Origin of the sequence: Mixta sp. (assembly GCF_024610815.1) — a bacterium.
Lineage (GTDB): Bacteria > Pseudomonadota > Gammaproteobacteria > Enterobacterales > Enterobacteriaceae > Mixta > Mixta calida.
Genome location: NZ_JANION010000233.1, coordinates 16,687 through 31,826, shown reverse-complemented (window position 1 = coordinate 31,826; position 15,140 = coordinate 16,687). Strand labels below are relative to the sequence as shown.

General features: G+C 58.0%; 13 protein-coding genes. 8 read left to right on the top strand and 5 right to left on the bottom strand.

The genetic code is table 11. The features are described from left to right. Window positions 1-69 precede the first annotated feature (69 nt). Window positions 70-1,086: a bile acid:sodium symporter family protein gene (locus tag MYY08_RS18020; protein WP_038624908.1), complete on the top strand. Its 1,017-nt coding sequence runs from the start codon at window positions 70-72 to the stop codon at window positions 1,084-1,086. Between the two features lie 30 nt (window positions 1,087-1,116). On the opposite strand, the gene MYY08_RS18015 is transcribed toward MYY08_RS18020, so the two are convergent. The 3 genes from MYY08_RS18015 to zipA all read right to left on the bottom strand — a co-directional run bounded on the left by MYY08_RS18015 (window position 1,117) and on the right by zipA (window position 4,467). Further along, window positions 1,117-1,335, bottom strand: a complete 219-nt coding sequence (locus MYY08_RS18015) for a DUF3820 family protein (RefSeq protein WP_038624906.1) — start codon at window positions 1,333-1,335, stop codon at window positions 1,117-1,119. After that, a complete protein-coding gene (gene ligA, locus MYY08_RS18010; protein WP_084971214.1) occupies window positions 1,328-3,355 on the bottom strand; it encodes an NAD-dependent DNA ligase LigA in 2,028 nt (675 codons plus the stop codon). The genes MYY08_RS18015 and ligA overlap by 8 nt, the downstream gene beginning before the upstream one ends. Before the next feature lie 68 nt (window positions 3,356-3,423). Further along, window positions 3,424-4,467, bottom strand: a complete 1,044-nt coding sequence (gene zipA, locus MYY08_RS18005; RefSeq protein ID WP_038624902.1) for a cell division protein ZipA — start codon at window positions 4,465-4,467, stop codon at window positions 3,424-3,426. Window positions 4,468-4,685: 218 nt separating this feature from the next. On the opposite strand from zipA, the gene cysZ reads away from it, so the two are divergent. From cysZ to crr, 5 genes are all read left to right on the top strand, one after another. Beyond that, window positions 4,686-5,483, top strand: coding sequence for a sulfate transporter CysZ (gene cysZ, locus MYY08_RS18000; RefSeq protein ID WP_288015239.1), 798 nt, complete (start codon window positions 4,686-4,688; stop codon window positions 5,481-5,483). A gap of 175 nt (window positions 5,484-5,658) precedes the next feature. Beyond that, the gene (gene cysK, locus MYY08_RS17995; RefSeq protein ID WP_038624900.1) at window positions 5,659-6,627 is read left to right on the top strand and encodes a cysteine synthase A; all 969 of its coding nucleotides are present in this window, start codon (window positions 5,659-5,661) and stop codon (window positions 6,625-6,627) included. Between the two features lie 396 nt (window positions 6,628-7,023). Further along, a complete protein-coding gene (gene ptsH, locus MYY08_RS17990) occupies window positions 7,024-7,281 on the top strand; it encodes a phosphocarrier protein Hpr (RefSeq protein ID WP_038624898.1) in 258 nt (85 codons plus the stop codon). A 156-nt stretch (window positions 7,282-7,437) separates the two neighbouring features. Next, window positions 7,438-9,165, top strand: coding sequence for a phosphoenolpyruvate-protein phosphotransferase PtsI (gene ptsI / locus MYY08_RS17985; protein ID WP_038624896.1), 1,728 nt, complete (start codon window positions 7,438-7,440; stop codon window positions 9,163-9,165). Window positions 9,166-9,208: 43 nt separating this feature from the next. After that, complete coding sequence (gene crr, locus MYY08_RS17980) at window positions 9,209-9,712, top strand: PTS glucose transporter subunit IIA (RefSeq protein WP_038624893.1); 504 nt, start codon at window positions 9,209-9,211, stop codon at window positions 9,710-9,712. Between the two features lie 62 nt (window positions 9,713-9,774). On the opposite strand, the gene MYY08_RS17975 is transcribed toward crr, so the two are convergent. Together MYY08_RS17975 and MYY08_RS17970 are read right to left on the bottom strand one after the other, a co-directional pair. Next, complete coding sequence (locus MYY08_RS17975) at window positions 9,775-11,124, bottom strand: ATP-binding protein (RefSeq protein ID WP_038624891.1); 1,350 nt, start codon at window positions 11,122-11,124, stop codon at window positions 9,775-9,777. Continuing rightward, on the bottom strand, window positions 11,121-11,801 hold the full coding sequence (locus tag MYY08_RS17970) for a response regulator transcription factor (RefSeq protein ID WP_038624889.1): 681 nt from the start codon (window positions 11,799-11,801) through the stop codon (window positions 11,121-11,123). Before MYY08_RS17970 ends, MYY08_RS17975 begins: the two co-directional genes overlap by 4 nt. Before the next feature lie 170 nt (window positions 11,802-11,971). Here MYY08_RS17970 and MYY08_RS17965 point away from each other — a divergent pair, with 170 nt between their 5' ends. Next, entirely contained in the window at window positions 11,972-13,177 is a 1,206-nt protein-coding gene (locus tag MYY08_RS17965) for an efflux RND transporter periplasmic adaptor subunit (RefSeq protein WP_038624887.1), read from the top strand. After that, on the top strand, window positions 13,177-15,117 hold the full coding sequence (locus tag MYY08_RS17960; protein ID WP_038624885.1) for a MacB family efflux pump subunit: 1,941 nt from the start codon (window positions 13,177-13,179) through the stop codon (window positions 15,115-15,117). The genes MYY08_RS17965 and MYY08_RS17960 overlap by 1 nt, the downstream gene beginning before the upstream one ends. Window positions 15,118-15,140 lie beyond the last annotated feature (23 nt).

Below are 15,140 nucleotides of genomic sequence, written 5' to 3'. Positions count from 1 at the left end.
TAAATCAATTTTATTTCTAAACGTCGCTGACGCACAATACGCCCATCGATATTTAACCAGGTTTTAACAATGGGCATTTTTCGTCTCGATCCAATGATGGTTAAGCTGCTGATTGTGTTGCTGCTGGCGACGTTCTTACCGGCGAAAGGCGGCTTTGTCCCCTTTTTCGACTGGCTGACCACCGCCGCTATCGCCCTGCTGTTCTTTATGCATGGCGCCAAGCTGTCGCGTGAAAAAATCATCGCTGGCAGCAGCCACTGGCGGCTGCATCTGTGGATTATGTTCAGCACCTTCGTGCTGTTCCCGATACTGGGGCTGCTGCTGGCCTGGTGGCATCCGGTTGACGTCAGCGCGGAAATCTATACCGGCTTTGTGTACCTCTGTATTTTGCCCGCGACCGTCCAGTCCGCCATCGCCTTCACCTCCATGGCAGGCGGCAACGTGGCGGCGGCGGTATGCAGCGCCTCCGCCTCCAGTCTGCTTGGCGTCTTTATCTCGCCGCTGCTGGTGAATCTGGTGATGAATATTCACAGCGATATGCCAGGCAACGGACTGGAACAGGTAGGCCGCATTATGCTGCAACTGCTGGTGCCGTTTGTGCTGGGGCATCTGTCGCGCCGCTGGATCGGCGGTTGGGTGGAGCGCCATCGCAGCCTGATCGGCAAAACGGATCAGACATCTATCCTGTTGGTAGTCTATTCGGCGTTTAGCGAAGCGGTAGTAAATGGCATCTGGCATCGGGTAGGCGTGATGACGTTGGTCTGGATTTTGGCGGGCAGCGTGCTGTTGCTGTTTATCGTTTTGCTGATCAACCTGCTGGCGGCGCGCCTGTTCGGCTTTAACCGCGCCGATGAGATCACCATCCTGTTCTGCGGCTCGAAGAAAAGCCTGGCAAACGGCGTGCCGATGGCCAACATTCTGTTTCCTGCCGCCTCGGTGGGGATTATCGTGCTGCCGCTGATGATATTTCATCAGGTTCAGCTAATGGTCTGCTCGTTTATCGCGCAGCGCTATAAGAAGAAGAACGATGCGGCGCTCAAAGCCAGCGCGCCGCAGGGGAAAGCGATTGTAGAGTCGCAGAAGTAAGAATGCGGGCGCCGTCAACGACGGCGCCCGTTAAAGATCGCGCTTGAGCGGCTTCACCAGCCCTTCCAGCCCTTCGATTTTAATCGCCAGCGTCAGCTGCATCAGCTCGCCCAGATGTCCCGCCGGAAATTCGCCCTTGCGGGCGAACCACAGCAGATACGGCTCCGGCAGATCGATCAATACGCGTCCCTGATACTTACCGAACGGCATCACCGTATTAGCGATCTCCACCAGCTGCTGTTTATCCATGCGGGTTATCCAGCAAACGGATCATCTCCGCCTCATCAATGACCTCAATGCCCAGCTCCTGCGCCTTCGCCAGCTTGGAGCCTGCCGCTTCGCCAGCGATGACGAGGTCAGTTTTCTTCGATACGCTGCCGCTGACCTTCGCGCCCAGCGCCGTGAGCCGCTCTTTGGCGTCGTCGCGCGACATGATGCTCAGCGAGCCGGTCAGCACGACGGTTTTACCGGCGAACGGGCTGTCCAGCTCCTCAGCATTAATGACCGTCACCGCCGGCCAGTGGATGCCGATATCCTCTACCAGCTGGCGGATAACTTCGCGATTGCTCTCTTCTTCCATAAAGTTGCGCACGTGCGCCGCCACCACTTTACCGACATCCGGCACCGCGATCAGCGCATCCAGATCGGCATCCATGATCTTCTCCAGCGAGCCAAAATGGTTCGCCAGATTAACGGCGGTCGCCTCGCCCACTTCGCGAATACCCAGCGCGTAGAGGAAGCGCGGCAGCGTTGTCGCCTTCGCTTTATTTAGCGCATCCACGACGTTCTGCGCCGATTTCGGCCCCATGCGATCCAGGCCGGTCAGCAGCCCGGCGCTCAGACGGAACAGATCGGCAGGGGTTTTGACATACTCTTTTTCCACCAGCTGGTCGATGATCTTATCGCCCATGCCTTCGACGTCCATCGCGCGCCGCGAAACGAAATGCTTCAACGCCTCTTTACGCTGGGCGCCGCAGATCAGGCCGCCGGTACAGCGCGTGACCGCCTCGCCTTCCACACGCTCGACATCCGAGCCGCAGACCGGACAATGGGCAGGAAACACCACTTCCCGCGTATCGCTGCCGCGTTCGGTTTCGACAACGTTCACCACCTGCGGGATAACATCGCCCGCCCGGCGAATAACGACGCGATCGCCAATACGCAGGCCGAGACGCGCGATTTCGTCGGCGTTGTGCAGCGTGGCGTTGCTGACCATCACGCCCGCGACCTGAACCGGCTCCAGACGCGCGACCGGCGTAATAGCGCCGGTGCGTCCGACCTGAAACTCCACGTCGCGCACGGTCGTCAGCTGCTCCTGCGCCGGGAATTTAAAGGCAATCGCCCAGCGCGGCGCGCGTGCGACGAAGCCCAGCCGATCCTGCAACGCCTGCGAATCGACTTTGATCACTACGCCGTCGATATCGAAGCCGAGCTGCGGCCTGTCACGCTCTACCTGATGATAAAACGCCAGCACCTCTTCCGCGCTGTGGCTGAGGCGAATGCGATCGCTGACCGGAATCCCCCAGGCTTTAAACTGTTGCAGACGTTCCCAGTGGCTGTGGGGCAATTCGCCGCCCTCGACCAGCCCAAAACCGTAGCAGAAGAAGGTCAGCGGACGTTTGGCGGTGACGCGCGGATCGAGCTGGCGCAGCGAACCGGCGGCGGCGTTGCGCGGGTTGGCGAACACTTTACCGCCAGTGCGGCGCGCCTCTTCATTCAGCTTTTCAAAGCCTGCCTGATTCATAAACACTTCGCCGCGCACTTCCAGCCGCGCCGGAATGTTATCGCCCTTCAGACGCAGCGGAATGGCGCGAATGGTGCGCACATTGGCGGTAATGTTTTCGCCGGTCGTGCCGTCGCCGCGCGTGGCGGCGCGTACCAACAGGCCATCTTCATAGAGCAGGCTGACGGCCAGGCCGTCCAGCTTCAGTTCGCAGCAGAAGGTGATCTCATCGCTGCTTTTCAGGCGATCCTGAACGCGCTTGTTGAAGGCGAGATAGCCCGCCTCGTCGAAAACGTTATCCAGCGACAGCATAGGCACTTCATGACGCACCTGCTCAAACGCCGTCAGCGGCGCCGCGCCCACGCGCTGCGTCGGCGAATCGGGCGTAATCAGGTCGGGATGCTGTTCTTCCAGCGCACGCAGTTCGCGCATCAGGCGATCGTACTCCGCGTCGGGAATTTCCGGCGCGTCCATGACGTGATACAAATATTCATGATGACGAAGCGTGGTTCGCAACTCGGTGATTTTGTCTTGTACGGATTCCATAACGCACCATCAGAGAAAGAAAACCCCCGGCAAGCGGGGGTTCAGGGAACGCAGTATAAACTGGGCTGTCAGGCGTTGGCGTCGATAACGTCGCGGATACGCGCCTTGTAGGTTTCCAGTTTCTGCGGCGTCATCATGCGACGCTCATCGTCCAGCACGACGCCGCCGACATCATCGGCGATACGCTGCGCGGACTGCAGCATCAGCTTAAAGTTTTGATTCGGATCGCCATAGGATGGCACCATCATAAAGATCGATACGCCAGGCGTGGTGAAGTCGGTCATCGCATCCGGGTTGAAGGAGCCGGGCTTCACCATATTGGCCAGGCTGAACAGCACCGGGCCGCTTCCCGCCGGGCTTAAATGGCGATGGAAAATGTTCATCTCGCCGAACTGGAAGCCCGCCTGCAGAATGCCCTGCAACAGGCTTTCGCCGTTCAGCTCGCCGCCGGCGTGCGCGGCGACGTGTAACACCAGTACGGTCTCTTTGCGGCGCGCGACTTCACGCGGCTGTTCCGGCTCGCTCGGCGTCGAGGCGACGGGCGCTTCCGCTTCGGTATGGACGCGCGGCGCGTCATGTTCATCTTCCTCATCCTGCCACTGCGGCGCCTCATCAGGCTCTGGCATGGCTGGCTGACGCGGCGCTTCAGGTTGACGCGCTGGCGTTGACTGCTGTTGCGGACGCGGCGCTATCGGCGCCTGACGTTCGCTCTGCGGCGCAATCTCATCATCCACCTCGGCGAACGCGTCGCTGTCGAGCAGCGGATCGCGCTCCGGGCGCGGCGCGACGGGCACCGCGTTGCGGGCTGGTTGAGGTTGCGGCTTACGCGGCGCAGGACGTGGTGCAGGCTCTTCGTCATCTACAGCAAAGCCATCAAAAGAGGGTTCGTTATGTGAAGGTTTGGCGCTCGAGCGACGCGCACGCGCTTCGCCTGCCCCGCTGGTTTCATCCCCGGTCAGGCTCTCTTCATCATCCTGTTTTAAACGCTTGTGCGGGCGATCGCGAAACACAGATGAGCGCTCTTTACGGCTGGTCCACAGACCATGAAGCAGCAGCGCTATTATGGCGATCGCGCCAACAACGATTAATATCAGACGCAAATCCTGCATCATTGTATTCTCTGTTGTTCCAATACCTTGCCACCACGGCAAACTTTATCCTCTAACTGTATTTGTCCCGCTAAACAAGTGCAAGTCTGCGCCGTCTTTTCTGACAAATAAGATAGAGCCACCCCGCTTTTTTGCTGTTTTTTCAGTCAAAAGACAACTGGTAAGCGCCAAAACTCAGGTTATGATAGCCTGGCCTGACCAACAGAGGAGAAAAACTGTCGATGGTTACGCGTTCCCCCGCTTCTTATAACGGCATTCATTACTTTGCGCAGGGCTGGAAATTGATCCGTCTGCCGGGCATTCGCCGCTTCGTCGTTATTCCGCTGCTGGTTAATATTGTGCTGCTCGGCGGCGCGTTTATCTGGCTCTTTCGCAGCCTTAATCACTGGATCCCGCAGCTGATGGCGCACGTGCCTGACTGGCTTCAGTGGCTCAGCTATCTGCTCTGGCCGCTGACGGTCATCTCTATTGTGTTGGTGTTCAGCTATTTCTTTTCCACCATCGCCAACTGGATCGCCGCCCCCTTCTGCGGCCTGCTGGCGGAGCAGCTGGAAGGCAGGCTGACCGGCCAGCCGTTGCCTGACAGCGGCTGGCTGGCGGTGATAAAGGATATCCCGCGCATTATGAAGCGGGAATGGCAAAAACTGGCCTGGTATCTGCCACGGGCGGCCGGTCTGCTGCTGCTTTACTTTATTCCCGGCTTCGGGCAGACGGTGGCGCCGGTGCTGTGGTTCCTGTTCAGCGCCTGGATGCTCTCCATTCAGTATTGCGACTACCCATTCGACAACCATAAGGTCAGCTTTCAGAAAATGCGCAGCGCGCTGCGTCAGCATAAAACCGATAATATGCAGTTCGGCGCGCTGGTCAGCCTGTTTACTATGATTCCGCTGCTCAATCTGGCGATTATGCCGGTCGCTGTCTGCGGCGCGACGGCGATGTGGGTGGATCGCTACCGCGCTCAGCTGGGCCATCCCAGCCTGCGATCCGTTGAAGCCGCGCGGATCGGCGAAAGGCGTTAAAGCCTGTAGCGCGACGCCATGATGTTGCGCTGCGGCCCTTTCCTGCGGCCTTATGCCATTCAGCAAGGGCTTATTTCGGCTAAACATATACATATACTATTTCCTTCCTTCCTTGCGAAACTGGAAAAGGTATGCTTTCACGGTTCCCTGAAATTCATACAGTTAAGGACGGGCTATGAGCAAGATTTACGAAGACAATTCTCTGACAATCGGTCATACGCCGCTGGTTCGTCTGAACCGCATCGGCAACGGACGCATTCTGGCGAAGGTGGAATCCCGTAACCCGAGCTTCAGCGTCAAATGCCGTATCGGTGCCAATATGATTTGGGACGCAGAAAAGCGCGGCATTCTGAAGCCGGGCATTGAACTGGTGGAGCCGACCAGCGGCAACACCGGCATCGCGCTGGCCTATGTCGCCGCCGCGCGCGGTTATAAGCTGACGCTGACCATGCCTGAAACCATGTCCGTCGAACGTCGCAAGCTGTTAAAAGCGCTGGGCGCCAACCTGGTGTTGACCGAAGGCGCGAAAGGCATGAAAGGCGCTATCGCTAAAGCGGAAGAGATTGTTGCCAGCGATCCTGATAAATTTTTGATGTTGCAGCAGTTCAGCAATCCGGCCAACCCGGAAATTCATGAAAAAACCACCGGCCCGGAAATCTGGGAAGATACCGACGGCGAAGTAGACGTCTTTATCTCCGGCGTCGGCACCGGCGGCACCCTGACCGGCGTCTCGCGCTACATCAAAAATACCAAAGGCAAAAAAGAACTGATCAGCGTGGCGGTAGAACCGACGGACTCGCCGGTTATCGCCCAGACGCTGGCGGGACAAGAAGTGAAACCGGGCCCGCATAAGATTCAGGGCATCGGCGCCGGCTTTATTCCCGGCAACCTCGACCTGAGCCTGGTGGACCGCGTGGTCGCCATCACCAATGAAGAGGCGATCTCAACCGCCCGCCGCCTGATGGATGAGGAAGGCATTCTGGCCGGTATCTCTTCCGGCGCAGCGGTCGCGGCCGCGCTGAAGTTGCAGGAAGAGGAAGCTTTCGCCAATAAAAATATCGTCGTGATCCTGCCCTCCTCCGGCGAACGCTACCTTAGCACGGCGCTGTTCGCCGATCTCTTTACGGAAAAAGAGCTGCAATAGTAGTGCCAGAATTATATCACTGGTGAAAAAAGCACCCCGCAGGGTGCTTTTTTGTGGCCCGCGTCAAAATTTTACCACCCCGAACATTGATTCACTTCGGTAGCTCTGGTATTTAAGCTGGCAATTATTTCGAACCGCAAAATTAATCGCCGCTTGAACTGGATCAAGCTGAATCGATTTACTGATTTGGCGGAATCGCGCAACACGCGGCATAATGAGGAGTAGAGCAGCGAAGCGAAAATTGCCGTTTTTTGCCCCGTCGGCTCTCATACCTTAATTGCGCATTTTTTGGTGAGTTCTGTACTCGAACCAGCGCGACCTTCACCGGCTAAAGTTTAACCGCCAGGCTAGACTTTAGAGACAAAACACCAAACCTAATTAAGTTGGGGAAACATAATGTTCCAGCAAGAAGTTACCATCACCGCACCTAATGGCCTGCATACTCGTCCGGCTGCTCAGTTTGTTAAAGAAGCTAAAGCCTTTGCCTCTGAAATCACCGTGACCTCCAATGGCAAATCCGCCAGTGCGAAAAGCCTGTTCAAACTGCAGACGCTGGGTTTGACTCAGGGCACCGTGGTGACGTTGTCTGCTGAAGGCGAAGATGAGCAGCAGGCCGTTGAGCATCTGGTCAAACTGATGGCTGAGCTCGAGTAATCGTCAGCCGCCGAAAAAACCGTTTCATCAGGCAACTGAGTGCAAACATATTGATCGCGGACATCATGTCCGCGTTGTTGCATCCGTAAAGTACGGTTCCGCCGGATTCTGGCACCTCGTTCCGCCTGGTAGGCATCGTTATAAAAAGGTAGGGTTATGATTTCAGGAATTTTAGCATCACCGGGTATCGCTTTCGGCAAGGCACTTTTGCTGAAGGAAGATGAAATCGTTATCAACCGGAAGAAAATTTCTGCCGATCAGGTTGATCAGGAAGTCGCGCGCTTTATCGAAGGCCGCCGCAAAGCCGCCGAACAGCTCGAAGCCATTAAAATCAAAGCGGGCGAAACCTTCGGCGAAGAAAAAGAAGCGATCTTCGAAGGCCACATCATGCTGCTGGAAGATGAAGAGCTTGAGCAAGAGATCATCAGCCTGATTAAAGATGAGCTGGCTTCCGCCGACGCGGCGACCCACAGCGTGATCGAAGGCCAGGCGAAAGCGCTGGAAGAGCTGGACGACGAATACCTGAAAGAGCGCGCCGCCGACGTGCGCGACATCGGCAAACGTCTGCTGCAGAACATCCTCGGCCTGCATATCGTCGATCTGAGCGCGATCAAAGACGAAGTGGTGCTGGTAGCGAAAGATCTGACGCCGTCAGAAACTGCGCAGCTGAACCTGAAAAAAGTGCTGGGCTTTATCACTGACCTGGGCGGCCGCACCTCGCATACCTCTATCATGGCTCGTTCACTTGAGCTGCCTGCTATTGTCGGCACCGGTGATGTCACCAGTCGCGTTAAAAACGATGATTATGTGATTCTGGATGGCGTTAACAACAAGGTCTACGTTAACCCGACTGCTGAAGTCATCGAAGAGCTGAAAGCGGTACAGCATCAATACCTGAGCGAGAAAAACGAACTCGCCAAGCTGAAAGATCTGCCGGCGATCACGCTGGACGGACATCAGGTTGAAGTGGGCGCCAACATCGGCACCGTCCGCGACATTCCGGGCGCCGAGCGCAACGGCGCTGAGTGCGTCGGCCTCTACCGCACCGAATTCCTGTTTATGGACCGCGATGCGCTGCCGACCGAAGAAGAGCAGTTCCAGGCTTACAAAGCCGTCGCGGAAGCGATGGGTTCCCAGGCGGTTATCGTCCGCACCATGGACATCGGCGGCGATAAAGACCTGCCATACATGAACCTGCCGAAAGAAGAGAACCCGTTCCTCGGCTGGCGCGCTATCCGCATCGCTATGGATCGCAAAGAGATTCTGCACGCGCAGCTGCGCGCCATCCTGCGCGCTTCCGCGTTCGGCAAGCTGCGCATCATGTTCCCGATGATCATCTCCGTTGAGGAAGTACGCTTCCTGAAAGCGGAGCTGGAGATGCTGAAAGCCCAGCTGCGCGAAGAAGGCAAAGCCTTCGACGAGGCGATCGAAGTGGGCATTATGGTGGAAACACCCGCTTCAGCGGTTATCGCACGTCATCTGGCGAAAGAAGTCGACTTCTTTAGTATTGGGACAAACGACCTGACGCAGTATACTCTGGCGGTGGATCGTGGTAACGAGCTGATTTCCCACCTTTATAACCCAATGACGCCGTCGGTTCTCGGCCTGATCAAGCAGGTTATCGATGCTTCTCACGCTGAAGGCAAGTGGACCGGCATGTGTGGTGAGCTGGCAGGTGATGAACGTGCTACACTACTGTTATTGGGAATGGGGCTGGATGAATTCAGCATGAGTGCCATTTCTATCCCGCGCATCAAGAAGATCATTCGCAACACGAACTTCGAAGATGCGAAGGCATTAGCAGAGCAGGCTCTGGCTCAACCGACCGCGGAAGAGTTGATGAACCTGGTCAACAAGTTCATTAAAGAAAAAACACTCTGCTGATTCCGCGATACGCTGGCCCAACATTACTGCTTAGGAGAAGATCATGGGTTTTTTTTCCAAACTTTTTGGCGATAAAACAGAAAGCGCATCTGGCACCATCGAGATCGTCGCCCCGCTGTCTGGTGAGATCGTAAATATCGAAGACGTGCCAGACGTTGTATTTGCGGAGAAAATTGTTGGTGATGGCATCGCTATCAAACCGGCAGGCAATAAAATGGTTGCTCCGGTTGATGGCACCATCGGCAAGATCTTCGAAACCAACCATGCATTCTCTATCGAATCTGATAGCGGCATTGAGCTGTTCGTTCACTTCGGTATCGATACCGTGGAGCTGAAAGGCGAAGGCTTTAAACGCATCGCGGAAGAAGGCCAGAAAGTGAAGAAAGGCGACGTCGTGATTGAGTTTGATCTGCCGCTGCTGGAAGAGAAAGCCAAATCGACGCTGACCCCGGTCGTGATCTCTAATATGGATGAGATCAAAGAGCTGACCAAGCTCACCGGTCAGGTAACCGTAGGCGAAACGCCGGTTATCCGCATCAAAAAATAAGGGTTAGCAAGATGCATAAAACGGCGCCGAAAGGCGCCGTTTTTTTGCCTGCCGTTTAGCGGCTACCAACCCTGCCAGTGCGGCAGCCGAATCGTCATTTCCAGCCCGCCGTTACGCCCGTTCGCCGCCTGCACTTCGCCATGATGCGCCAGCACCACCTTGCGCACGATCGATAGCCCCAGCCCGTAGCCTTTGCCCTGCAACGGCGAATTAACGCGCACAAAGGGGTCGAAAATGCTGGAAAGTTTGTCGGCGTCCACGCCAGGCCCGCTGTCGCTGACGCAGATGACGAGCCAGCCGTTATCAGATCGCAGGCTAATTTTGACTTCCTGCCCCTGGAGTGAATAGCGCAGCGCGTTGCGCACCACATTCTCCACCGCGCGCCGCACCAGCTCGGCGTTGCCCTTCATCGTATAGTCCGCCGCCTGCTCTGCCTCCAGCGTAATGGTTACGCCAGGCAGCTGCGCCTCGTAGCGCGCATCGTTGACCACCGTCTCCAGCAGGCCGCAAAGATCGAAATATTGCTCGTCGGGCATCTTTTCATTTTCGGCGCGCGACAGCGTCAACAGCTCGCCAATCATCTTGTCCAGCCTCTGCGCCTCTTCATCAATACGATCGAGCGAGGCGTTAACCGACTCCGGCGTCTGTCGCGCCAGTCCGGTCGCCAGCTGCAGGCGCGCCAGCGGTGAGCGCAGCTCGTGGGAAATATCGTGCAGCAGCTCCTCGCGCGCCTTTACCAGCACCGCCAGACGCTCCACCATCGCATCGAAATCGCGCGCCACCATCGACAGCTCATCGTGACGACGGCGCATTTGCGGCCAAAGCCGCACGGAGAGATCGCCGTTCGAGACGCGCGTAAAGCCCAGCCTGAGCTGGCGCATCGGCCGCGTCAGGTTCCACGCCAGCAGCGAGCTGAACAGCAATCCCGTCAGGCCGGCAAACCAGAAGATCGGCTCCGGGATATTAAGGATTTTACGCGGCGGGCCGCCCATTTGACTGTCTTCGCGCAGCCCTTTTACATCGTAGCGCAGCTGATACTGTTGACCATCCGCGCCGGTCACCCACTCCACCACCTGATCGGGATAGCCACGATTCTGCGGCGCGGAAAGCTGCTGACGCGGTACTTCCTGCGGCGGGGAAGGCATCGGCGTTACGGAGAAGAAGCGACGATCGCCGGGCGACCAGTCCGACATCATATTATCCAGCGCTGGCAGGCCGCCATGCTGTAACACCGATACGGCGGAGGCCATCTGCAAATTGACGATGCGTCGCGTCGCGATATATTCCGGCGGCTCGCGGTGCTTGCCATACAGGGTAAAGCCCAGCCACAGCAGCTGGCTGATAAGGAAAAACACCAGCCAGAAGCCAAACAGAATTTTCCAGAACAGGCGACCGCGGAAACGGCTTTTCATCGAATGCGGTAGCCGATGCTGCGCACGGTTTCGATATTAATCGTGTCGCCGGCCAGGCCCGCCAGCTTCTGACGGATGTTGCTGATATGCACGTCGACGCTGCGATCGTAAGCCTCGCGCGGACGCCCCAGCCCCTTTTCTGATAGTTCGTCTTTCGTCACTACGCGGTCGGGCGAACGCAGCAGCAGGTCGAGCAGATTGAATTCCGAAGCGGTAAGATCGAACGGCCTGTTTTTCCATTCGCTGATGCGCGTCGCCGGGTTCAGCGACAGATCGCGCCAGCGCACGACTTCTTTTTTCTCCTGTAACGCAGGCTGCTCGTCGAAGCGGCGCAGCACCGCACGCAGGCGCGCCACCAGCTCTCGCGGATAGCACGGCTTCGGCACGTAATCATCAGCGCCCATCTCCAGGCCAATTACCCGATCGATATTGTCCCCTTTCGCGGTCAGCATAATGATCGGAATGCGGCTGCTTTGCCGCACCTGACGCAGCACGTCCGTCCCGCTCATATCGGGCAGCATAATATCGAGGATGACCGCCTGGAATTCGCCGGACAGCGCGCCGTCGATGCCCGCCTGGCCGGTCAGCACCAGCGAGGCGTCGAAGCCTTCGCCAATCAAATATTCGCTGAGCATGGTGCCCAGCTCAAGGTCGTCGTCAACTAACAGAATCTTCATGCGTCTACTCTCACAAACGGTTGGCGCTATTTTGACCTTAAGCGGAAAGATGCGCAGCAGGATTTACTGAATCCTTACAGATATTCGCGCCATATTAAGCTGTCGTTTCACTTTATTGTGGCAGGCTTTTACGTTATACCAGTGCTTTCTTCGTACCAGGGATGTTTGCCATGGCATTACGCCGCACCTTATTCAGCCGTAAAGGACTTTTGCTGCTGGTTTTGTTGATTGTAGCTGCTGTTGTCGTCTGGGCGCTGCTGCGTCCGAAACAGGGACCGGCAGCGTTTCTCACCGCAACCGTAGAACAGCGCCCGTTACAGCAGGCGGTGCTGGCGGACGGCACGCTGTCGGCCAGCAAGCTGGTCAGCGTCGGCGCGCAGGCGTCCGGTCAGATCAAGCGCCTGCTGGTCGAGCTGGGCGATCAGGTCAAACAGGGGCAGCTGGTCGCGGAGATCGACAGCATGACTCAGCAGAACGCCCTGCAAAATGCGCAGGCGGCGCTAAAGAATATTGAAGCGCAGCGCGCGGTCAAAGAGGCGCAGTTGAGCAACTATCGCGCGGCCTTTGCCCGCCAGAAAGCGATGCTGACGAAAAACCTGACGCCGAAAGCGGACTATGACGACGCGCTGACGACACTGAGCGCTACCGAAGCGGAAATCCGCGCGCTGGATGCGCAAATCGTACAGGCGCAGATTGAGGTCAACACGGCGCAGGTCAATCTGGGCTATACCCGCATCGTTTCCCCTATCGACGGCACCGTGGTCTCCGTGCCGGTTGAGGAAGGCCAGACGGTTAACGCCGTACAGAGCGCGCCGACGCTGATCAAGGTAGCGAATCTCGACACCATGACGGTGAAAGCGCAGATTTCCGAAGCCGACGTGATCAACGTCCAGCCGGGCATGAAAGTCTGGTTCACCATCCTCGGCGAACCGAACCGCCGCTACGAGGCGACGCTGCGCGCCATCGAACCGGCGCCTGACTCCATCAACCAGGACAGCACCAGCAGCCTGACCAGCTCATCAAGTAGCGCCAGCGATAAAAAGGCGATCTACTATTACGGTCTGTTCGATGTGCCTAACCCGCAGCACCGCCTGCGCATCTCCATGTCGGCGGAGGTGCATATCGTGCTGGGCGAACGTCCGAATGCGCTGGTGATCCCGGCAACCGCCATCGACACTATCGACGGCAAAACGTCGGTGCAGGTGGTTGACAACCAGCAGCGCGTCACGCGACGCGAAATAAAGGTGGGCCTGAACGATAACGTGGAAGCGGAAATTATCTCCGGCCTGAAGGTGGGCGAGAAAGTCGTGCTGAGCCAGCGCGCTACGGCGGATGCGACGTCAGGCAGCCCCGATCACGGTCCAGGGCCTCGCTGATGGCGCTGCTGGAACTCCATAACATCAGCCGCTCTTTTCAGAACGGCGAACAGCAGGTGCAGGTGCTGCGCGACATCAACCTGAGCATCGATTCAGGCGAGTTCGTCGCCATCGTCGGGCAGTCCGGCTCCGGCAAATCGACGTTGATGAACATTCTCGGCTGCCTGGATAAGTCGAGCGCCGGCGAATACCGCGTTGCCGGCCGGGCGGTTTCCACGCTGGATGACGATGCGCTGGCGGCGCTGCGGCGCGAGCATTTCGGCTTTATCTTCCAGCGCTATCACCTGTTGAGCGAGCTGACGGCGCTGGGCAATGCGGAAATGCCCGCGATCTATGCCGGCCAGGCGCCGCAGGCGCGCCGTGAACGCGCCGCCGCCCTGCTCACCCGGCTCGGCCTCGGCGAGCGCCTCCACTATCGGCCCGGTCAGCTCTCCGGCGGCCAGCAGCAGCGCGTCAGTATTGCGCGCGCGCTGATGAACGGCGGCGAAGTCATTCTTGCCGATGAGCCGACCGGCGCGCTCGACAGCCACAGCGGCGAAGAGGTGATGCGCATCCTGCACGACCTGCATCAGCAAGGGCACACTATCGTTATCGTGACGCACGATATGCAAATTGCGCAGCATGCGCAGCGCATCATTGAGATCCGTGACGGGGAGATTCTCAGCGACAGCCGCCAGCAGAGCGTCGCGCCCGCCGCGCCGCGCGCGCTGACTGAGCGCGAACAGGGCAACGCCTGGCGCGCCGCGCGCGACCGGCTGACCGAAGCGTTTCGTATGGCGTTGGTTTCAATGCTGTCGCAGCGGCTGCGCACCTTTCTCACCATGCTCGGCATTATTATTGGCATCGCTTCGGTCGTGGCGGTGGTGGCGCTGGGGAAAGGGTCGCAACAGAAAATCCTGCAGGAGATCAGCGCGATGGGCACCAGCACGCTGGACATTTTCCCCGGCAACGATTTCGGCGATATGCATTCGTCGGCCATTCAGACGCTGCGCGCCAGCGATGCCGATGCGCTGGCCTATCAGCCCTATGTCCATAGCGTCACGCCGTCGCTCTCCGCCAGCACCACGCTGAAATATCGCAACCAGGCGCTTTCAGTGATGGTCAACGGCGTCGGCGAGCAGTTCTTCGCCGTGCGCGGCTATCGTCTGTCGCAGGGGATGGCGTTCGATCGTCAGGGCGTCGATCGCCTGGCGCAGGAGGCGGTGATTGATGAAAACACCCTGAAGCGTCTCTTCCCGAACGGCGAAAATCCGCTGGGCCAGGTGGTGCTCCTCGGCAATATGCCGGTGCGGATTATCGGCGTCGCCACGCGCCAGAGCAGCTTCGGCAGCGACAGCAACCTTAACCTGTGGGTGCCCTACACCACGGTAATGAAGCGCATGGTCGGACAAACCTGGCTGAGCGGCATTACCGTCAGGGTGCGCGACAACATCGATCTGTCACTGGCGGAACAGGGCGTGACGCGCCTGCTGACGCAGCGCCATAATGGCAAGGATTTCTTTATCCTCAACACCGACAGCATTCGTCAGACGATTGAAACCACCACCAATACCATGACGCTGCTGGTGGCGATGATCGCGCTGATTTCGCTGCTGGTCGGCGGCATCGGCGTGATGAATATCATGCTGGTGTCGGTCACGGAGCGCACGCGCGAGATCGGCGTGCGCATGGCGGTCGGCGCGCGCGCCAGCGATATTATGCAGCAGTTCCTGATCGAGGCGGTGCTGGTGTGTCTCACCGGCGGCATTATCGGCGTGCTGCTGTCGCTGGTGCCGGGCATTATCCTGGCGCAGACCACCAGCAGCTTCGGCATGATTTATTCACCCTTCTCAATCGTGGCGGCCTTCGTCTGCTCCAGCCTGATCGGGGTTATCTTCGGCTTTTTCCCGGCGCGACGCGCGGCACGGCTCGATCCTATTCACGCGCTGGAGCGTGAATAGCCTCAGTTGACGGCGACAGAGCC